Annotated in this window: 18 protein-coding genes, 4 tRNA genes and 1 pseudogene; 11 read left to right on the forward strand and 12 right to left on the reverse strand. The window is 72.8% G+C overall.

The annotated features are described in order from the left end of the window. Positions 1-81 precede the first annotated feature (81 nt). Positions 82-157: transfer RNA gene (locus ABUL08_RS17425), tRNA-Lys, on the reverse strand. A gap of 406 nt (positions 158-563) precedes the next feature. On the opposite strand from ABUL08_RS17425, the gene ABUL08_RS17430 reads away from it, so the two are divergent. After that, a complete protein-coding gene (locus ABUL08_RS17430; protein WP_350930968.1) occupies positions 564-1,373 on the forward strand; it encodes a YHYH protein in 810 nt (269 codons plus the stop codon). Positions 1,374-1,522: 149 nt separating this feature from the next. Here the strand turns inward: ABUL08_RS17430 and ABUL08_RS17435 are convergent. Then, positions 1,523-1,595, reverse strand: a tRNA-Lys gene (locus ABUL08_RS17435). A gap of 186 nt (positions 1,596-1,781) precedes the next feature. On the opposite strand from ABUL08_RS17435, the gene ABUL08_RS17440 reads away from it, so the two are divergent. Further along, complete coding sequence (locus tag ABUL08_RS17440) at positions 1,782-3,062, forward strand: L,D-transpeptidase (protein WP_350930969.1); 1,281 nt, start codon at positions 1,782-1,784, stop codon at positions 3,060-3,062. A 215-nt stretch (positions 3,063-3,277) separates the two neighbouring features. Continuing rightward, entirely contained in the window at positions 3,278-4,600 is a 1,323-nt protein-coding gene (locus ABUL08_RS17445) for a L,D-transpeptidase (protein WP_350930970.1), read from the forward strand. A gap of 109 nt (positions 4,601-4,709) precedes the next feature. On the opposite strand, the gene ABUL08_RS17450 is transcribed toward ABUL08_RS17445, so the two are convergent. Then, positions 4,710-4,782: transfer RNA gene (locus ABUL08_RS17450), tRNA-His, on the reverse strand. A gap of 102 nt (positions 4,783-4,884) precedes the next feature. Further along, positions 4,885-5,475, reverse strand: a complete 591-nt coding sequence (gene orn / locus ABUL08_RS17455) for an oligoribonuclease (RefSeq protein WP_350930971.1) — start codon at positions 5,473-5,475, stop codon at positions 4,885-4,887. 73 nt (positions 5,476-5,548) lie between these two features. Here orn and ABUL08_RS17460 point away from each other — a divergent pair, with 73 nt between their 5' ends. Then, positions 5,549-6,823, forward strand: a complete 1,275-nt coding sequence (locus ABUL08_RS17460) for a glycosyltransferase 87 family protein (RefSeq protein WP_350930972.1) — start codon at positions 5,549-5,551, stop codon at positions 6,821-6,823. 275 nt (positions 6,824-7,098) lie between these two features. Here the strand turns inward: ABUL08_RS17460 and ABUL08_RS17465 are convergent. From ABUL08_RS17465 to ABUL08_RS17480, 4 genes and pseudogenes are all read right to left on the reverse strand, one after another. Further along, positions 7,099-7,415 (reverse strand): annotated as a pseudogene (locus tag ABUL08_RS17465) (hypothetical protein); the annotation flags it as partial. A 672-nt stretch (positions 7,416-8,087) separates the two neighbouring features. Further along, positions 8,088-8,813 (reverse strand): YcnI family copper-binding membrane protein, encoded by a 726-nt coding sequence (locus tag ABUL08_RS17470; protein WP_350930973.1) that lies wholly within the window; start codon positions 8,811-8,813, stop codon positions 8,088-8,090. A gap of 18 nt (positions 8,814-8,831) precedes the next feature. Further along, positions 8,832-10,511, reverse strand: coding sequence for a copper resistance CopC/CopD family protein (locus ABUL08_RS17475; protein ID WP_350930974.1), 1,680 nt, complete (start codon positions 10,509-10,511; stop codon positions 8,832-8,834). Positions 10,512-10,546: 35 nt separating this feature from the next. Continuing rightward, positions 10,547-11,191 carry a zf-HC2 domain-containing protein gene (locus ABUL08_RS17480; RefSeq protein ID WP_350930975.1) on the reverse strand — a complete coding sequence of 215 codons (645 nt, stop codon included), beginning with the start codon at positions 11,189-11,191 and terminating at the stop codon, positions 10,547-10,549. Between the two features lie 107 nt (positions 11,192-11,298). Between ABUL08_RS17480 and ABUL08_RS17485 the strand changes: the two genes are divergently transcribed. Genes ABUL08_RS17485 through ABUL08_RS17500 form a run of 4 tightly spaced genes read left to right on the forward strand, consistent with a single transcriptional unit; the run spans position 11,299 to position 14,233 of the window. Then, the gene (locus ABUL08_RS17485; protein WP_350930976.1) at positions 11,299-11,883 is read left to right on the forward strand and encodes a sigma-70 family RNA polymerase sigma factor; all 585 of its coding nucleotides are present in this window, start codon (positions 11,299-11,301) and stop codon (positions 11,881-11,883) included. A 31-nt stretch (positions 11,884-11,914) separates the two neighbouring features. Then, on the forward strand, positions 11,915-12,433 hold the full coding sequence (locus ABUL08_RS17490; RefSeq protein WP_350930977.1) for a MauE/DoxX family redox-associated membrane protein: 519 nt from the start codon (positions 11,915-11,917) through the stop codon (positions 12,431-12,433). After that, positions 12,426-13,142, forward strand: a complete 717-nt coding sequence (locus ABUL08_RS17495) for a DsbA family protein (protein WP_350930978.1) — start codon at positions 12,426-12,428, stop codon at positions 13,140-13,142. Before ABUL08_RS17490 ends, ABUL08_RS17495 begins: the two co-directional genes overlap by 8 nt. Further along, the gene (locus tag ABUL08_RS17500; RefSeq protein ID WP_350930979.1) at positions 13,139-14,233 is read left to right on the forward strand and encodes a hypothetical protein; all 1,095 of its coding nucleotides are present in this window, start codon (positions 13,139-13,141) and stop codon (positions 14,231-14,233) included. The genes ABUL08_RS17495 and ABUL08_RS17500 overlap by 4 nt, the downstream gene beginning before the upstream one ends. A gap of 12 nt (positions 14,234-14,245) precedes the next feature. Here ABUL08_RS17500 and ABUL08_RS17505 read toward each other — a convergent pair whose 3' ends face one another. Genes ABUL08_RS17505 through ABUL08_RS17520 form a run of 4 tightly spaced genes read right to left on the reverse strand, consistent with a single transcriptional unit; the run spans position 14,246 to position 16,893 of the window. Then, entirely contained in the window at positions 14,246-15,019 is a 774-nt protein-coding gene (locus ABUL08_RS17505) for an energy-coupling factor ABC transporter ATP-binding protein (protein WP_350930980.1), read from the reverse strand. Continuing rightward, positions 15,016-15,786 (reverse strand): cobalt ECF transporter T component CbiQ, encoded by a 771-nt coding sequence (gene cbiQ, locus ABUL08_RS17510; protein ID WP_350930981.1) that lies wholly within the window; start codon positions 15,784-15,786, stop codon positions 15,016-15,018. The genes ABUL08_RS17505 and cbiQ overlap by 4 nt, the downstream gene beginning before the upstream one ends. Positions 15,787-15,799: 13 nt before the next feature. After that, positions 15,800-16,177, reverse strand: coding sequence for a PDGLE domain-containing protein (locus ABUL08_RS17515; RefSeq protein WP_350930983.1), 378 nt, complete (start codon positions 16,175-16,177; stop codon positions 15,800-15,802). Beyond that, positions 16,174-16,893 carry an energy-coupling factor ABC transporter permease gene (locus ABUL08_RS17520; RefSeq protein WP_350930984.1) on the reverse strand — a complete coding sequence of 240 codons (720 nt, stop codon included), beginning with the start codon at positions 16,891-16,893 and terminating at the stop codon, positions 16,174-16,176. Before ABUL08_RS17520 ends, ABUL08_RS17515 begins: the two co-directional genes overlap by 4 nt. 161 nt (positions 16,894-17,054) lie before the next feature. Between ABUL08_RS17520 and bcp the strand changes: the two genes are divergently transcribed. The 3 genes from bcp (at position 17,055) to ABUL08_RS17535 (ending at position 18,260) form a co-directional block, all read left to right on the forward strand. Continuing rightward, entirely contained in the window at positions 17,055-17,525 is a 471-nt protein-coding gene (bcp, locus tag ABUL08_RS17525; protein ID WP_350930985.1) for a thioredoxin-dependent thiol peroxidase, read from the forward strand. Positions 17,526-17,579: 54 nt separating this feature from the next. Further along, positions 17,580-17,666 (forward strand) — tRNA-Leu (locus ABUL08_RS17530). A gap of 63 nt (positions 17,667-17,729) precedes the next feature. Continuing rightward, entirely contained in the window at positions 17,730-18,260 is a 531-nt protein-coding gene (locus ABUL08_RS17535) for a GNAT family N-acetyltransferase (protein ID WP_350930986.1), read from the forward strand. Positions 18,261-18,379 lie beyond the last annotated feature (119 nt).

Below are 18,379 nucleotides of genomic sequence, written 5' to 3' on the forward strand. Positions count from 1 at the left end.
CTTGGCGGAGGGAGAGCCACCACCCGGACGCAACTGCAAAAAGGCCCCGCCCCAGTGAGAACACCAGGTCAGGGCCTTCTTTGGTGCGCCGCCAGGGACTCGAACCCCGAACCCGCGGATTAAGAGTCCGCTGCTCTGCCAGTTGAGCTAGCGGCGCTCGCCGGCAACGGGATGAAACGATAGCAGCCACCCGGGCGGCCGTTCCACGGGGACGGCACCCACGACCGCCCGGTAGCCGGTCGTCACGGGGTGATCTCCGCTCGCCGGCCGCGCAGCCCAGCCCGTCTCGCTCCGCCTTCCGCCTTCTTACCTGCTTCTTACCGTGTTTCCACGCCGCCCTGACGAGGACACGGACTACTGGACGCATGTCGAATAGACGCCTTCTTGGCAAGCGCGCGGCTGTCACGGCCGGGGTCCTCCCCATCCTGCTGGTGTCGGCCTGCGCGGGAGGGTCGAGCAACGGCCCCGCATGGACCGAGGCCGGCTCGACCGCCATCGGTGCCACCAGCCCTCCGGCTCCGCCGTCCCACCCGGACACGGGGGTTCCGGTCGCCTGGTCCGCCGTGACCGACCCGAAGGCGATACCCCTCGGGGACGGCAATATCGTCACCACCCCGGTCGCCGGTTCCCTCTACTCGTGCAAGACCGAGTTCGGTGGGCGCGGCGCACCGCACGACGGCCCGTGGATCGACCCGACGAACAAGACCTGGGACGCGACCGCGAAAGTGCAGGTCTCGGGCCACCACACCTGGCCGCAGGCGACCTACCAGGAATCGACCCAGGGGGACGTCAGGGTGATCAGATCCGACGACCTGCCGACGAAGCAGAGCACCGGCAGTTTCCCCATCGCGCAGGACGACCCCGCGTACCAGTACGACCGTAACCCCAACGGCATCCAGCGGAAGGTCGTCGAACTACGCCTGCCGCTGCGGCCCGCACCGGCGAGCGAGCCCAGCTGCGTGGGCATGGGTGCGGTCGGCGTACTCAAGAACGGTGTATTCGTCTACAACGCCCTCGACGCCGCGGGCGGGGACGCCGCGGCGCACGAGACCCAGGACGCCTGCGACGGCCACCCCGACGGCACGGAGGCGTACCACTACCACGACGTCCCCTCCTGCCTGCTCTCCGCGGCCTCCGCCAAGGGCGCGACCCTCGTCGGGTACGCCCTCGACGGCTACGGCATCTACGTCGAACGCGACGAGAAGGGAAACCTCCCGACCAACGCCGATCTCGACGCCTGTCACGGGCGCACCAGCACCGTGCTGTGGAACGGCACGATGCAGCGGATCTACCACTACGACGCCACTCTGGAGTTCCCGTACACGGTCGGCTGCTACCGCGGCACCCCGGTCACCCCGCCGGCCCACAGATAGTCCCGGCCCCTCGGGCGGCGCCGGTGTCCGTGCCTGTCGGCTCCGGCTGCGGCAGGTCGGCTCCGAGCGACCGCACGCCGGGAGGACACCCATGAACAGAAATGCTCTGACCTGGCGCGCGAACGCCAGGTCAGAGCATTTCTCACAGGTGCGCCGCCAGGGACTCGAACCCCGAACCCGCGGATTAAGAGTCCGCTGCTCTGCCAGTTGAGCTAGCGGCGCTCGCTGACAACGGGGAGAACACTAGCACGCCCTCCGACCGGGCATCCAATCCGATCCCCGCTCCACCCTTCGGCCGAGCTTAACGGGCAAAAACCCCTGAACGACGCGTCTCGTCCGGCGAGGGGACCGAGGCGATGGCAACGATGCGGCACGATGTGCGCCAGGCACGCGAGAACAGAGGTGGGGATGGGCAGGTTCGCGCGGACCGGGGCGATGGTGGGCGCCCTGGTTCTGACGGCGTCACTGGCACTGACCGGGTGCGGTGACGACCAGAAGAAGGCGGAGTTCGTCGGTGGCAACCAGCCGGCGGGGGCGTCGGCGGCGCCGGAGACGACCGCCGGACCGACCGGGTCGACCCCGACAGCGGGGGCCGCGGCCGGCCCTGCACTGCAGGTCAGCCCGGCGGACGGGGCGCAGAAGCGGCCGGTCAGCACCGAGATCAGCGCGAAGATCCCCGGCGGGGGCAAGGTTTCCGAGGTCGTGCTGACGGCGGCCGGCGGCGACAAGGTGGAGGGCCTGATGCGCCGGGACGGCTCGTCCTGGGTGCCGTCCAGCCCGTTGAAGTACGGGACCCGTTACACGGCCACCGTCACCGGGACCGGCACGGACGGGCAGACCCATCAGGGCAGCAGCACCTTCACGACCATGGCGAAGCCGAAGTCGATGATCGGCTCGGGGCTCTACCTCTTCGACGGCAAGACGTACGGGGTGGCCATGCCGGTGGTCGCCGAGTTCTCCCCCGGCATCCCGGAGAAGGACCGGGCCGCGGTGCAGAAGCGGATGTTCGTGCGGACCGACCCGCCGCAGCCGGGCGCCTGGCACTGGCTCTACAACGGCACCCAGGCGTACTACCGGGCACCGGAGTACTGGCAGCCGGGCACCACGATCACCGTCCGGCTGGCGCTGGCCGGGATCCCGTTGAGCAACGGCCGCTACGGCAACCTCGACCGGACGGCGACCGCCAAGATCGGTCGCTCCTTCGTGATGAAGGTCGACAACGCCACGAAGAAGATGACCGTCTTCGAGGGCGGCGTGCTGACCCGCACCCTGCCGGTGAGCCTGGGCAAGAAGAGCACTCCCTCCTCCAGCGGCACGATGGTGGTGATGGAGAAGAAGGAGTCGACGGTCTTCGACACCCGGGACGAGCCGGATCCGGACAACCAGTACGTCACGAAGATCGACTTTGCGCAGCGACTCACCTGGGGCGGCGAGTACATCCACTCCGCGCCCTGGTCCGAGGGCGTGCAGGGCCGGCGGAACGTCTCGCACGGCTGCGTCAACGTCTCCGCGGCGAACGCGAAGTGGCTCTTCGAGCGGACGCTGATCGGCGACCCGATCACCGTCACCGGCACCGAGCGCAAGCTGGTGCCGGGCAACGGCTGGACGGCGTGGAGCATGAGCTGGTCGGAGTTCGTTAAGGGCAGCGCCCTGCCGGTGCCCGACGGCGGCGCCGAACCCGCCTTCTGACCACCACGCGGTGACCGTGGCCCGGTGCGCCGGGCCACGGTCGTCGCGCCGCGAGGCGCGCCGCGACGGAGCCGAGCCACACTCGCAGAGTGTCGCGGCGCACCGCGATCGGGTCATCATGGTCGGGGTGTTCCGCTTCACTTCCGGCAACCGGCACCGCTGCGCGCGCGTCAGTAGGGGACGATGGGCCCGGGATTCACGACTGTGAGGGAATCATGCGCACTGGCCAGGACGAGCTGATCCGGCGCGGGACCGCCCGGCGGGGCGGCCGTCGCCGCATGGTGGCGGCGGGGGTGCTCGCCGCCGCGTTGGCGTTCACCTCCGCGTGCACCGGCGGCGGTGGCGGCGACAAGCCGTCGAGCTGGCAGGGCGGTGGGGAGAGCGGGCCGAAGGCGTCCGCCACCATCACCGAGCCGGCGGCCGACGCCAAGGACGTGCCGGCGTCGACCGGCATCACCTTCACCACCAAGGACGCCCGGGACACCAAGGTCGAGCTCAAGGACGCGGCCGGCAAGGCCGTCGAGGGCACTCTCGCCGAGGACGGGAAGAGCTGGCTGCCCGCCGGCGCGCTGGAGTACGGCGAGACGTACACCGCGACCGTGACGGCGACCGGCGAGGACGGCAAGCCGGCGACGACGACCAGCCACTTCACCACCATGGCGCGTCCCGGCAAGCAGGTCCGGATCAGCAGCTTCCTCGCCGACAACCAGGTCGTCGGGGTGGGCATGCCGCTGATCGTCAAGTTCAGCCGGGCCGTCCCGCAGGACTACCGGGACGACGTCCAGCGCCGGATGACGGTGACGGCCACGCCGGTCCAGGAGGGCGTCTGGCACTGGGTGAGCCCCACCGAGGTGCGCTACCGCCCCAAGGAGTTCTGGAAGGCCAACTCCACCGTCTCGTACCGGATCCAGGCCGGCGGTCTGCCGCTCGGTGACGGCTGGTACGGCCGCTCCGACCTGACCGTCGACGTGAAGATCGGCCCCTCCTTCGTGATGACCGTCGACAACCGCACCAAGAAGATGACGGTCACCAGGGACGGCAAGGTGATCAAGACGATCCTGGTGAGCCTCGGCAAGAAGACCACCCCGTCGTCGAGCGGGACGATGGTGGTGATCGAGAAGCTCCGTAAGACGGTCTTCGACACGCTGGAGGAACTGGGCCCCGAAGAGGGCTACCGGACCAAGATCGACTACGCCCAGCGGCTCACCTGGGGCGGCGAGTACATCCACGCCGCGCCCTGGTCCGAAGGCGTGCAGGGCAAGGTGAACGTGTCGCACGGCTGCGTCAACGTCTCGATGGCCGACGGCGCCTGGCTCTTCGCCAACACCCGGGTGGGTGACCCGATCACGGTCTCCGGCACGGAGCGCAAGCTCCAGAACGGCAACGGCTGGACCGACTGGAACATGAGCTGGGACGAGTACGTCAAGGGCAGCGCCGTGCCGTACGAGCCGCCGACGACCGACGACGCCAGCCCGAGCGCCGACCCGGGCACCGGTGCCACGCCGACCGACGAGCCGAGCCCCACGCCGACCGCCTGATCCCGCCGCGACGACGAGAGCCCCCTGCGTACACCGGAGAGGGCTCTCGCACGTCCAGGACCGGAAACGGCGGAAGCCCCCTCCCGCAGGAGGGGGCTTCCGTCACCGGGGTGACTGATGGGAATTGAACCCACGACAACCGGGACCACAACCCGGTGCTCTGCCAACTGAGCTACAGCCACCATGCTCTCCGCGCCGGTCGACCCGGGCGGGGCGCGGACCAATAATAGCCACACCCCTCCGGGGCCCGTCCAGCGGGTTCCCCTCCGGACGGGCCGGGCCGGTCAGAGCTGCGCGGCGATCGCCTTCGCGGTCTCCACGTCCGGCCCGGGCAGCGGGACGAAGAGGGTCCGCCGGTAGTACTCCAGCTCGCGGATGCTCTCCCGGACGTCGGCCAGGGCCCGGTGCGCGAGCCCCTTCTGCGGCTGCCCGAAGTACACCCGCGGGTACCAGCGGCGGCAGAGTTCCTTGATCGAGGAGACGTCGATCATGCGGTAGTGCAGGTGGGCGTCGAGGCGCGGCATGTCGCGGGCGATGAAGCCACGGTCGGTGGCGATCGAGTTGCCGCAGAGCGGCGCGCTGCGCGCGTCCTTGACGTGGCTGGTGACGTAGTCGAGGACCATGTCCTCCGCCTCGGCCAGCGTCACGGTGGAGCGCCGGACCTCCTCGGTCAGCCCGGACTTGGCGTGCATCGTGCGCACGATCTCCGGCATCCCCTCCAGCGCCGCCTCGTCGGCGTGGATCACCACGTCGACGCCCTCACCCAGCACGTTGAGATCGGGATCGGTGACGAGCGCGGCGACCTCGATCAGCGCGTCGCGCCCGAGGTCCAACCCGGTCATCTCACAGTCGATCCAGACGAGAAGATCAGCCACCGGATCAGACTACGCGCAGCCCACCTGCCCGCGCCTCGGCACGGTGGCCGGAGGAGACCGCTAGGGTTTCGGAGTGCCAGCCGAATCCGTCGCGCCACCCGCCGTCACCGAGGACGACCGGGGTGGGCGTACGGCACGTCGGGTGGTCACGGTGCTGGCGCTGGTCGCGGTGCTCCCGGCGCTCTATCTGCCGGGGCTGGTGCACGACTTCTTCGACCTGAAGATCTACATGCGGGCGATGGACTGGTGGGCGGCCGGCCACCCGCTCTACGACTACGTGCAGCCGGACCGGGTGCAGGGCGAGCTCTACTTCACCTACCCACCGTTCAGCGCCCTGCTGCTGCGGCCGTTCGCGTTGTTGCCGTTGGGCGCCACTGTGGCGATCTTCACCGCGCTGACCGTGCTCGGCGTGGTGGTGACGACGCGCTGGCTGGTGCTGCCGCTCGTCGCCCGGCACGACCTGCCCCGGCTCTTCACCGTCACGGTGGCGGTGCTGCTCGCCTTCGCGGTGGAGAGCACCCGCGAGACGATCACCTTCGGTCAGATCAACATGCTGCTGGTCGTGCTGATCCTGGCCGATCTGCTCTTCGCCGTACCCGGTGCGCGGCGGTGGGCCGGGGTGGGCGTCGGGCTGGCCACGGCCCTCAAGCTCTTCCCGGGCATCTTCATCGTCTATCTGCTGGCCACCCGGCGGTGGCGGGCCGCGGCCGTGGCGTCGGCGACGGCCGCGCTGGCGACCCTGCTGGCGGCGGCGGTCGCGCCGGCCGACTCGTGGCGGTTCTGGACGCACGAGCTGTGGGCGACCGACCGGGTGGGACGCACCGACTACACCGGCAACCAGTCGCTCTTCGGCCTGCTGAGCCGGATCACCGCGCCGGAGAAGCCGAGTCAGCTTCCCTGGCTGCTGCTGGTCGTCGCGGTGACCGGGTACGGGTTGTGGCGGGCCGCCCGCGCGGCCCGGGCCGGTGACGCGCTGGCGGGTCTCACCCTGACCGGGCTGGTCGGCGGGCTGGTCAGCCCGATCACCTGGACGCACCACCTGTACTGGTTCATCCCGGCGGTGGTGGTGCTGGTGGACGCGGCGCTGGGCGCCGACCCCGGCACGCCGGAGGGTGCCCGCCACCGGCGGTGGATGTGGACGCTGGCCGCCGGCACCGCCTTCGTGATCATCTACGGGGTGGTGACGTTCCAGGACTGGGGTGTCGCGCCGGCCCGGACGGACAACCTCGGCGAGTTCGTGTCGCGCAACGCGTACGTGCTGCTGAGTCTGGTGCTGCTGGCGGCGCTGCCGACGCGTCCGGCCGACACCTCGAACAGCAGCAGCCCCGGAGAGCTGACCACGCCCTGAAACTTGCACCAAATGGACAGATGTCCCGCCACGCCGCGATCGGCGCTAATCTGGTCCCAACTACCTCAAGTGTCTCCCAGGTAGCACCGATCCCCCGGTGACGGTGGCCCTCCGCGTCGGCAGCGCGGAGGGCCATCCGCCGTACGGGGGCAGCTCAGTCGGTCCCCTCCGGATCGTCGGCGGGGTCGTTCGGCCGGTCCACCGGCATCGGCCCGATCGTCCGTTCCATGCTCTGCGGCGGCCAGGACCAGGCGGCACCGCCGGCGGGCAGGTCGGCCAGCGTCGCGGGGCGACGGGCGGGGACGGCGCCGATGGCGGCCGGGGTGGCGCCGACGGAGGCGAGCTGCCGCTCGGTCAGCACCGACCGCTGCGCCCCCAGGCCGCTCAGCGAGGTCACGCCGAGCCGGCCGGCGAGCACCGGCACCTGGTCCGGTTCGACCACGAAGACGACTTCCCGGGGGCGGACCGGGCGCAGCAGCAGCACGAGCGCGAGCACCACCAGCAGGACGCCGCCCGCCAGCAGCGCCCAGGCCACGCCGGGGAACCAGCCGGCCCGCACCTCGGCCCGCACGGCCAGGCTCAGGTCGGCACCACCGTCGGGACGCATCACCACCAGGCTCAGTCCCCGGCCGGCCAGCTCACCGGGGGTCCACTCCAGCGCGCCGACTCCGGTGCGTACCCAGAAGGTCTGCTCGCCGGGGACGGCGGGGGCGGTGCCCGGGGCGGGCGGCGCGGGCTGGTCGAGGCGGACCGGGAGCGGGCCCCGGGCCAGGGCGACCCGCCGCACGGTGGCGTGCGGTACCGGGTCGAGCCAGCGCCGCACCGCGTCGGTGGGTGCCAGCCCGACGAAGGCCGGGCCGTCGGGCGTGCCGGCGGTGAGGCGGAGTCGGGCCCGCCCGGCCCGGACGAACGGGGCGTCGGCGCGGAGCAGGTCGTCCACGTCGGTGACCAGCACGGCGCGGCCGGGGGTACGGATGCTCTCGACGCGGGCGCCGAAGCCACCGTCGGGGTCGGCGTGCCGGGCCACGGCCCAGAGGGCACCGCCGGTCAACAGCGCCGGCACCCCCATGGCCAGGAGCAGCATTCCGGCGATCGTCCGCACGAACCGCATTCGCGTCGTTCCCCCTCGGTAGCCGATTTACCCGGCCGACCTTACCGACGCGAACCGCACATTCACCGGATATCCACGGCAAGCACGCGAACTACCCCGGAAAGCCCGCCGACCCGCCGGAAGAACCGACGGGCCGGTGGACGTCGACGCAGGTCAGGACCGGGACGCGGGCTCCCGACGGGTGCGCAGGAAGGCCAGGCCACCGAGGACCAGACCGGCCAGACCGGCGACCAGGCCGGCGACGCCGAACGCCGTCCCCGCACCGTCGGAGTCGTCGTCACCGGCGGCCGTGGCGGCGCTGTTCGGTGCCGCCGACGCCGACGCCGAGGCCGAGGCCGCGCTCAGGGTGAGCACCGGCGCCGGGTCCTCCGGCTCCGGGCCGCCCGGCGTCGGCTCCTCGATCCACCGGGACACGTTCTTGTCCGAGTACGTCTGGAGCACCTTGAACACCATCCGGTCCACCTGCGGCAGCGGCCCCATCGAGACCGGGAACTCCTGGAACTCGCCCGGCTTCACCCCGGCGTTCGCCGCCGCCGTCCAGGTCAGCTTGGAGACCGCCTCGGTGAGCTGACTGCCGTGCACCTCGACCGGCGGGTCCACCTTGCGCTTCTCCACCGTCACCGTCCACCCCGCCACCGGCATCGTGGAGACCGAGCCGACCGGCGCGTTCTCCGGCAGCACCACCTCCACCTTGACCGTCGAGGCCTGGTCGCTCTCGTTCGGCACCCGGAAGGCGAACCGGCCGTAGCCGCCCTGGGTCGCCTGCTGGGGGTCGATCGTGACGTGCGCCGAGGCGGGCCCGGCCAGGCCCAGCACGGCGGCGGCCACGGCAGTGAGCGCGAGCGCGGCGGCGGTTGCGGTACGCCGGAGACGGATCATGTGTCGAGGAACCTTCCGTTACCTGATCGGCACGGTGACGGTCACCGTGGCCTGGTCGATGTCGGACGTACGGACGGTGAAGCGGAGCTGCCACTCCCCCGAGGCGGGCAGGCTGATCTCCCCCGTCGCGTGGTTGTCGGTCAGCGGCAGCAGCGGGATGGTGATCGGCTCGATCCCCGCCGACGGCAGGGCGGCCGTCCCCTTCCACTCCTGCACCGGCTGCGGCCGGTTGTCCTTCGTGTACGCGTAGAGGTGTACGGAGTTGCTGCCCCGCTCGGCCGGGTCCAGCTCCACCTGGATCGACGCGACCGGGCTGGAGACCGTGGTGGAGAAGTAGCCGGCGGGCGTACCGGCCACGTCGGCGGCGGCGGTGCGGGCCGGGGTGGTCTGCACCAGGGTCGCCGAGACGCCGAGCACCACCGCGGTGATCGCCAGCTCCGCCCAGACCGCCCGCCGCATCCGGCCGGGACGCCCCGCGGCGGTCCGCCGTCGCACCAGCGCCCGGGAGTACGCGGCCACCCCGATCACCACCGCGAAGAGCGCGATCTTGGCGAGCAGCAGCCGCCCGTACGTGGTCTCGACCAGGGCCTTCGGGGTGGCCACCTCGATCAGCCCCTGCACGGTGCCGGCGAGCAGCAGCGCGGCGACGGCCAGCGCCGCCCAGCGGGACCAGATCGGCAGGATCGCCCCCAGTTCCCGCTCGTCGGCGCGGGGCAGCAGGAACCCGGCGAGCATCACCAGTCCGCCCAGCCAAACCGCCATGCTGCCCAGGTGGACCGCGTCGACCACCACGGAGACCGCCGGCGCGGGCGACGCGGCCGGGTGCCCGGCCAGCGGCCAGGTGAACAGCGCCGACCCGCCGAGGATGGCCAGGATGAGCCCGTCGGTCCGGCCGACCGGGCCGGCGACGAGCGGCCGGAGCAGGAACGCCGCCGCGGCCAGCAGCCCGAGCCGGACCAGGTGCGCGGTGCCGAAGGCGCTGCCCAGCACGTCACCGACACCGGCCCCGGTCACGTCGAACAGCCCACCCCCGGCGGTGTACGGCACCTGCAACCACAGCTCGGCGACGGTGGCGAAGGCCAGCAGTCCCACCCCGGCCCAGGCCAGCCGGGCCGGCCCTCGACGGGACAGCCGCCGGGGCCAGAGCGCGGCGAGCACCAGCGCCGGGCCGACCAGCAGCAGCAGACCGACGTAGCCGAGGTACTTCGCCACCTTGACGGCGTTGACCACCACCGGGTCGGCCCGGTTGTCGCCGCCGGAGTCGACCGGGGGCGTGGACGGGGCGCCCACCGAGTAGGTGAACGCGCCGGAGACCGGGTGGCTGTCGGCGGAGATCACCCGGTAGCTGACCAGGTAGGTGCCGCGCGCGCCGGCCGGGTCGACCGGAATGGTCACCACCGCGCCACGGAACGACGGCTCGCCGCGGTCGGCGCGGGAGCCGTCCGGGGCGATCACCCGGATCTTGCCGGGCACCTTGCGGACGCCCTCGCTGAAGGTCAGCACCACCTCGGCAGGCCCGCTCGGCACCACCGCCGACGCGGTCGGACTGCTGCTGACCAGCACGGCGTGGGCGCTCGCCGGGGTGGCCGGGGCGAGCAGCAGGGCGACGACGGTGAGCAGCAGACCGGCGGCGGCACCCACCTGGGCGAGCCATCGACGGTCGTGCCGGCGCGAAACGGCAGCAGTCATGCCCGTCATGCTCGCCGACCGGGGGCGCGAACGGCCAACCGGAGTCACCCGCGTCCCGCCGCGAGCACCGCCGGCAGCCGGCGCTCCCGCTCGCCGCTGACCCGGCCCAGCGCCCAGAGCAGCGCGGCCTGGACCACCGCGGCCAGGTGACCCACCTCGTGCACCAGGGCGGTGGTCGAGTTGGCGATGTCCACCGCGCTCGTGCCGGCCAGGCAGACCGCCAGCACCAGCGCCACCGGCAGGAAGGCCCGGGCCCGCTCCGGCCGCCAGGCGGCCAGCGCGAAGCCGACGGCCAGGGCCGCGTCGAACGAGGCCATCTCCCGGCTGGTGTGCGGGTCCGCGTCGACACCCAGACCGGCCAGCAGGATCGGCAGCGCCACGGCGAGCTGGGCGACCGCGGCGACCGCCACGGCCACCCGCAGCACCTGGCGCCGGGCCCGCGCGGTCACCGCCGCCGCCTGCCGGGCCGCGTCCTGCTCGGCGGCCACGGCGGCCAGCACCGGCGCGGTCAGATCGGGTACGACCACCGCCTGCAACCGGGTGAGCCGGGTCACCCGCTCGGCGCGGGCCAGCCAGGAGCGGCAGCCGGGGCAGGAGTCGGTGTGGGCGTCGAGCGCCGTCGACGACGCCCCGGGGTCCTCCCCGTCGAGCCGCGCCGACAGCGCCGCACGTACGTCGTCGCATGTCATGAGGGGGTAGTCGGCCCGGACGACGGAAAAGTTCCCGGCGTGGCGCGGACCATCAACGGGCCGAAGGACCCTGTCCGGTCGGTGCGCGCCGCGTAACCTTGGCTGTCGTGATCCCCGCCCCGCGCGACACCGCCGCCGCGACCGACCCGGTGGGCGAGCCTGCGCGGGAGACGGCGACCCGCTGGGCGCTCGCCGCCCGGGACGGGGACCCGGTCGCCCAGGCCGCCTTCGTCCGGGCCACCCAGGCCGAGGTGTGGCGCTTCGCCGCCGCGCTGGTGGATCCGGACAGCGCCGACGACCTCACCCAGGACACCTACCTGCGGGCGTTCCGGGCGCTGCCGTCGTTCGAGGGACGCTCCAGCGCCCGGACCTGGCTGCTCGGCATCGCCCGCCGGGCCTGCGCCGACCATCTGCGCACGGTGGTCCGGCGGCGGCGACTCGACGAACGGCTCGCCGCGCACGCCTGGACCGACCGGCCGCACCCGGACCCGGCCGGGCACCTCGGTGCCGCCGACCTGGTCCGCCGGCTCCCCGCCGAGCGGCGGGCCGCGTTCGTCCTCACCCAACTGCTCGGCCTGTCGTACGCGGAGACCGCCGAGGTGGAAGGGGTGCCGGTGGGCACCATCCGCTCCCGGGTGGCCCGGGCCCGCTGCGAGCTGGTCGAGGCCGTCGACGACGCCCTCACCGGCTGATGCGGAACTTTCCTCGGAAACAGGACGACCAATGACCGTGACCGCACCGAGCATCCGACGCTGGCCCACCCTGCGGCCCTGGCTCGGCACCGCCGCCCGCCTCGGGCTGGCCGCCGTCTGGCTGATCGCCGGCGGCGCCAAGGTCGGTGACCTGGCCGGCTCCGGCCGCGCCGTCAACGCCTACCGGATCCTGCCGTACGACGCGGCCACCGCCGTCGGCGCCGCGCTGCCCTTCGTGGAGCTGGCGCTCGGCGTACTCCTGCTCCTCGGGCTGGCCACCCGACTGGCCGCCGGGGTCTCCGCGGCGCTGCTGATGGTCTTCATCACCGGCATCGCCTCGGCCTGGAGCCGTGGCCTGGCCATCGACTGCGGCTGCTTCGGCAGCGGCGGGCAGCTCGCCGCCGGGCAGGCCCCGAGCTATCTCCCGGAGATCCTCCGGGACCTGGGATTCCTGGCGCTCGCCGGATTCCTGCTGAGCTGGCCCCGCACCCCGTTCTCGGTGGACGGCTGGCTGGCGGGCGAACCACCCGTGGAGGACGAGGATGAGTAGTCGCAAGGGGCAGCGGGACGCGGCGCGGGTGGTCCGCGAGCAGATCGCCCGGGAGAAGCGGCGCAAGCGGACCCTCTGGACGTCGGTGGCCGCGGTGGCCGTGCTGATCATCGCCGGCCTGATCGGCTGGTCGGTCTTCCGCAGCCAGAAGTCGGACACGTGGACCGCCCCGCCCGGCGCGAACGACCCCGGCACCGGCATCGTCGTCGGCAGCGGCCCGGTCACCATCGACCTCTACGAGGACTACCTCTGCCCGGTCTGCAGGCAGTTCCAGCAGACCACCGGCCCGACGATCAACCAGCTCGTCAGCGCCGGCAAGGCGAAGGTGGTCTTCCACCCGGTCGCCTACCTGAACCGCTACTCCACCACGGAATACTCCACCCGGGCGTCGGCCGCCTCCGGCTGCGCCGCCAAGGGCGGCAAGTTCAAGGAGTTCACCGACCAGCTCTTCGCCCGGCAGCCGGCCGAGGGGAGCGCCGGGCTGAGCAACGACGAGCTGATCGACATCGGGGTCGGCGTCGGACTCGACAGGGACGACTTCGGCTCCTGCGTCAAGGACGGCACGTACAAGCCGTGGACCGAGCACGTCACCGACGACGCGAGCAAGGCCGGGGTGACCGGCACCCCGACCATCAAGGTCAACGGCAAGGACGTCGAGGACCGCAGCCCGGAGGGCGTCACGGCGGCGGTGGAGGCGGCCGGCAAGTGATCCCCGTACCGCTGCGTCGGGCGGGACTGGTCGTCACCGCCGCGCTCGCCGCCCTGCTCGCCCTGGCCACCCCGGCCGCCGCGCACGGCGCGGACGCCCCCGACGGCACCGACTACCGGGTCACCCTGACCGGGCTCAGCCCCGCCCCGGCCGGGCTGACCGTACGGGTCGTCGAGGCCGGCGCCCGGCTGGAGCTGACCAACCGCACCGGGCGGGACGTCGAGGTGCTCGGCTACTCCGGCGAGCCGTACCTGCGGGTGGGCCCCGGCGGGGTGTACGAGAACAGCCGCTCCCCGGCGACGTACCTCAACCAGACCCTGGCCGGCGACACCAGCCTCTCCAGCGAGGCCGACCCGGCCGCCACCCCGGTCTGGTACCGGCTCGACCCGGGACGGTCGGTGCGCTGGCACGACCAGCGGACCCGCTGGCTGGAGTCGTCCCCGCCGCCCCAGGTCAGCGCCGACCCCGGCCGGGAACAGCGGATCCGCGACTGGGTGGTGCCGCTGCGGGTCGGTACGGAGACGGTGGAGGTCCGGGGCACCCTGGACTGGGTGCCGCCGCCCGACGCGTACCCCTGGTGGGTGGCCGCCACCCTCGGCTTCCTGGCGATCGGGGCGGCCGGGCTGGCACCCGCCGGCACGACGGCCGGCACCCGGGCCCTGCGCGGGGTGGGCGCGCTGCTCGCCCTCGGTGGGGCCGCCGCCGTGGTGTTCACCGTCGGCCGGGAACTGGACGCCGGATCCGCCGGGATCGGTGGCGTGCTGGTCGGACTGGTCGGCGGGCAGATCTGGGCGCTGCTCACCGGGTTCGGCGCGATCGCCGCCGGCGGGTACGCGCTGACCCGCCGCGAGGCCGCCGACTTCGCGCTCGCCCTCGCCGGCGCCTGCCTGGCGATCTTCGGCGGATTCGCCAACGTCGCCGTGCTGTCCCGGTCGGTGGTGCCGGTGGCGTGGCCGCCCACCACCGCCCGGATCCTGGTGACCCTGGTGCTGGCCACCGGGGCCGGCGCGGTCGCCGCCGGGGTCCTGCGGCTGCACGCCGCCGCCCGCACCGCGCCGCGTCCCGCGCAGCCGGTGCCCACGCCCCGCTGAGCGTCGGGGCCGTCAGACGGGACGGGCGACCGCGCGGGGGTCGAAGCCGTACGGCAGTTCCAGCCGGTGCGCGGCCAGCAGCGCCGGGTCGGTGAGCAGCTCGACGGTGGGGGCGTCCGCGACGATCCGGCCGGCGTCCAGGATCACCGAGCGGTCGCAGAGTTCCGCCGCGTACGGCAGGTCGTGGGTGACCATGAGCAGGGTCACCGGCAGGTCGCGCAGGATCGCCGCCAGCTCCCGCCGGGCCGCCGGGTCGAGGTTCGACGACGGCTCGTCCAGCACCAGGATCTCCGGGTGCATGGCGAGCACGGTGGCCACCGCCACCCGGCGGCGCTGCCCGAAGGAGAGGTGGTGCGGTGCCCGGTCCCGGTGCGCGGTCATCCCCACCGCGGCGAGCGCCTCGTCCACCCGGGCGGCCAGTTCCGCGCCGCGCAGCCCCAGGTTGGCCGGGCCGAACGCCACGTCCTCGGCGACGGTGGGCAGGAAGAGCTGGTCGTCGGGATCCTGGAAGACGATGCCGACCCGGCGACGGATCTCGGCGAGCGTCGCGCGGTCCCGGCTGACCGGCAGGCCGCCGACGGTCACCGTTCCCTCGGTGGCGGCGAGGATGCCGTTGAGGTGCAGCACGAGGGTGGTCTTGCCGGCGCCGTTCGGCCCGAGCAGCGCCACCCGCTCGCCGCGCGGCACGGTCAGGTCCACCCCGTGCAGGGCGACGTGACCGTCCGGGTACGCGTACCGGACGCCACGCACGTCCAGGGAGGGCGGGCTCTGCACGGCTCCGATCATGTCAGCACGACGGCGGTGGCGGCGATGGTGGTGGCCAGCAGCGGCACGGTCGCCGCGGTGGCCCACTGCCCGGCGGTGGCCGCGCCCGCGCCCTGCCAGACGCCCGGCATCCGGCCCGAGTAGCCCCGGGACACCATCGCCAGATAGACCCGCTCGCCCCGCTCGAAGGCGCGCAGGAAGAGCGCGCCCACCCCGGCGGCGAAGCCGCGCAGCTGCCACAGGAACCGCGGGTCGTCGCCCCGGGACACCCGGGCCACCCGCATCCGCCGGGCCTCGCCGACCAGCACCTCCAGGTACCGCAGCATGAAGGTGGCGATCTGGGTGAGGATCTGCGGGCAGCGCAGCCGGTCCAGGCCGACGATCAGGTCCCGGGTCGTGGTGGTCGCGGCCAGCAGGAGCGACACGAGTACGCCGAGTGTGCCCTTGGCGAGGATGTTCCAGCCGCCGAGCAGCCCGTCGACGGAGAGGGGCAGCCCGGCCACCTCGACCCGCTCCCCCGCCCCGAGGAACGGCAGCGCGAAGGCGAAGAGCACGAACGGCAGCTCGATGAGGGCCCGGCCGAGCAGCCAGCCGGGGCCGACCCGGGCCAGCGCGGCGACCACGGCCACCAGCAGCGCGTACCCGCCGAAGGCCCAGTACGCCTCGCGCGGGGTGGCCACCACGGCGATGGTGAAGACCACCATCGCGGCGATCTTGACCTCGGGCGGGAGGCGGTGCACCGGCGAGGTGGACTCGCGGTAGAGGACGTGCCCGTGTCCGGCACCCATCCGACGTACCCCCTCAGCTCTTCGGGGCGGCGCGGTCGTCGCCGGCGGTGGGCGCGGGGGCGCGGCGGCGGGCCAGCCAGAAGAGACCGCCACCGAGGGCGAAGGTGATCAGCACGCCGAGCACCCCGGAGAGGCCGGTGGAGAGGAACCGGTTGTCGACGCCGTGGATGCCGTAGCCGGCCAGCGGGCTGTCGGACAACTCGTGCTGTTTCGCCTGCTGCGCGGGGCAGCTACCCCCGGTGATCTCCCCCCGGGCGTCGACGGTGCAGCCCTTGAGCAGGGACGAGTCGAGGCCGTCCGGGTGCGATGAGGCGTAGTTGCTGACCACGCCGGCGAGCAGCAGCGCGACGAGCAGACCGCCGACGAGGAACCACCGGGACCGCCGGTTCATCGCACTCCTCCGGCGACCGGGACCGGGGTGACCGGCGCGACCGGCCGGCGGTTACGCAGCGCGTACACCAGGTCGGGGCGGACCTTGGCGACGGTGAGCACCGTGGTCGCGGTGATCAGGCCCTCGCCGACGCCGATCAGCAGGTGTACGCCGGCCATCGTGCCGGCCAGCCCGGCCAGGTTGCCGCCGAGGTCGGTGGTGCCGCCGAGCCAGTACTGCAGGACGAAGCCCTGGCTGGCGACGACGACGCTGACCAGCGCGGAGACGAAGGCGGTGACCGCCAGGCCGGCGTTGGTGCGCGGCAGCACCCGCAGCAGCAGCGCGATCAGCAGGTACGCGGCGGCGGTGCCGATGATCGCCATGTTGGTGATGTTGAGGCCGAGCATGGCCACCCCGCCGTCGCCGAAGACCAACGCCTGCACGACGAGGACCACGGCGACGCAGAGCGCGCCGACCCAGGGGCCGACCAGCAGCGCGGCGAGCGCCCCGCCGAGCAGGTGACCGCTGACCCCGGCGGTGAAGATCGGGAAGTTGAGCATCTGCACGGCGAAGATGAACGCGGCCACCAGGCCGGCCATCGGTGCCAGCCGGTCGTCGAGGTCGCGTCGCCCCCGCAGCACGCAGAGCGTGAGCACGGCGAGCGCGAACGCGGCGAAGACCGCGGCCACGGGACCGTCGATGATCCCGTTCGAGATGTGCATCGCGAGGGTTTCCACTCGACCTCCCCGGGCGCGGCGGGTGGGTCCACGCCTGCCGGCTCAGCTTATTTGTGGCGGCTCTTTGTTGCCAATCCCTTGCAACAAGGCATGGTGATCATCACGAGCCACGGCGCGTCGCCGTCCCCGACGGCTCGTACGGCGGCGGTATCGTCTGCGCCATGACCGACCGCCTGAACCCCGGCGACGCCGCACCCGAGTTCACCCTTCCGACCGACAGCGACGGGACGCTCTCCCTGGCCGACCTCCGGGGTCGCCGGGTGATCCTCTACGCCTACCCGGCCGCCATGACGCCCGGCTGCACCAAGCAGGCCTGCGACTTCCGCGACTCGCTCGCCTCCCTCCAGGCCGCCGGCTACGAGGTCGTCGGCATCTCGCCGGACAAGCCGGCGAAGCTGGCCAAGTTCCGCGAGCGCGACGCGATCACCTTCCCGCTGGTCGCCGACACCGACAAGGCGGTCCTCACCGCCTACGGCGCGTACGGCGAGAAGCAGATGTACGGGAAGACGGTCACCGGGGTGATCCGGTCGACCTTCGTCATCGACCCCGACGGAAAGATCGAGCGGGCGTTCTACAACGTCAAGGCCACCGGGCACGTCGCCAAGCTGCGCCGCGACCTCGGGCTGGACTGAGCGGGGAACAGCCGCTCCACGCCGTGGCGGCGACGTTCTAGACTCAGCGGGTCCGCGGGAGTGGCGTAATAGGCAGGCGCGATAGGTTTAGGTCCTATTGTCCGAAAGGACGTGGGGGTTCGACTCCCCTCTCCCGCACCAGCAGCGGTGTCGCAAGGATCACGGCCCCCACCCCGGACCGGCCCGTTCGCCGAAGATGGGGCCGTGAACCTGCGTTTCGTCCTCGACCCCGAACTCACCACCGAACTGCGGGAACGCGTCATCTCGCTCTGGGTGGACGTCACCAACGCCGGTGGCGCGGTCGGCTTCGTCGCCCCGGTGACGGCGGCCGAGGTACGGCCCGTCGCCGAGGCGACCTTCGGCGAGATCGCGGCGGGACCCGACCGGCTGCTGGTCGGCTACGAGGGTGACCGTCCCGTGGGCGTCCTGATCATCACGGACAACCGGTTCCGGCTGAAGGCCCACTACCGGGTGCTCAAGCGCGTGATGGTCCATCCCGACACCCAGGGACGAGGCCACGGCGCCGCGCTCATGCGCGAGGCCGAACGGATCGCCCGCGAGTCGGGCCTGGACGCGTTGCACGTGACCGTCCGCAGCGGGCTCGGCCTGGAGTCGTTCTACGAGCGGCTGGGCTACCGCGAGGTCGGTCGCCTACCGGGTGCGCTCCGGGTCGCTCCCGGCGACGACCGGGACGAGATCTTCATGTGGCTCGACCTGGCGACCCCCGCCGGCTGACGCCCCTCTCTTCACACGACCCGACCACCACCCGCACCGTTCCATCCGGCCGCCGCATCCCCACCGTTCCGCCCGGCGAGCCGGATCGAACGCGCTTGCCGGACCCGGGCGTGTGAGGC

Origin of the sequence: Micromonospora sp. CCTCC AA 2012012 (genome assembly GCF_040499845.1) — a bacterium.
Lineage (GTDB): Bacteria > Actinomycetota > Actinomycetes > Mycobacteriales > Micromonosporaceae > Micromonospora > Micromonospora mangrovi.

What these genes read in the sequence shown, in the direction of transcription:
- ABUL08_RS17495 (WP_350930978.1), top strand. Translation starts at nt 12,426, where the DNA reads ATGAGTAGTCGCAAGGGGCAGCGGGACGCGGCGCGGGTGGTCCGCGAG.
- bcp (WP_350930985.1), top strand. Translation starts at nt 17,055, where the DNA reads ATGACCGACCGCCTGAACCCCGGCGACGCCGCACCCGAGTTCACCCTT.
- ABUL08_RS17445 (WP_350930970.1), top strand. Translation starts at nt 3,278, where the DNA reads ATGCGCACTGGCCAGGACGAGCTGATCCGGCGCGGGACCGCCCGGCGG.
- ABUL08_RS17490 (WP_350930977.1), top strand. Translation starts at nt 11,915, where the DNA reads ATGACCGTGACCGCACCGAGCATCCGACGCTGGCCCACCCTGCGGCCC.
- ABUL08_RS17480 (WP_350930975.1), bottom strand. Translation starts at nt 11,191, where the DNA reads ATGACATGCGACGACGTACGTGCGGCGCTGTCGGCGCGGCTCGACGGG.
- ABUL08_RS17505 (WP_350930980.1), bottom strand. Translation starts at nt 15,019, where the DNA reads ATGATCGGAGCCGTGCAGAGCCCGCCCTCCCTGGACGTGCGTGGCGTC.
- cbiQ (WP_350930981.1), bottom strand. Translation starts at nt 15,786, where the DNA reads ATGGGTGCCGGACACGGGCACGTCCTCTACCGCGAGTCCACCTCGCCG.
- ABUL08_RS17440 (WP_350930969.1), top strand. Translation starts at nt 1,782, where the DNA reads ATGGGCAGGTTCGCGCGGACCGGGGCGATGGTGGGCGCCCTGGTTCTG.
- ABUL08_RS17475 (WP_350930974.1), bottom strand. Translation starts at nt 10,511, where the DNA reads ATGACGGGCATGACTGCTGCCGTTTCGCGCCGGCACGACCGTCGATGG.
- ABUL08_RS17515 (WP_350930983.1), bottom strand. Translation starts at nt 16,177, where the DNA reads ATGAACCGGCGGTCCCGGTGGTTCCTCGTCGGCGGTCTGCTCGTCGCG.
- ABUL08_RS17470 (WP_350930973.1), bottom strand. Translation starts at nt 8,813, where the DNA reads ATGATCCGTCTCCGGCGTACCGCAACCGCCGCCGCGCTCGCGCTCACT.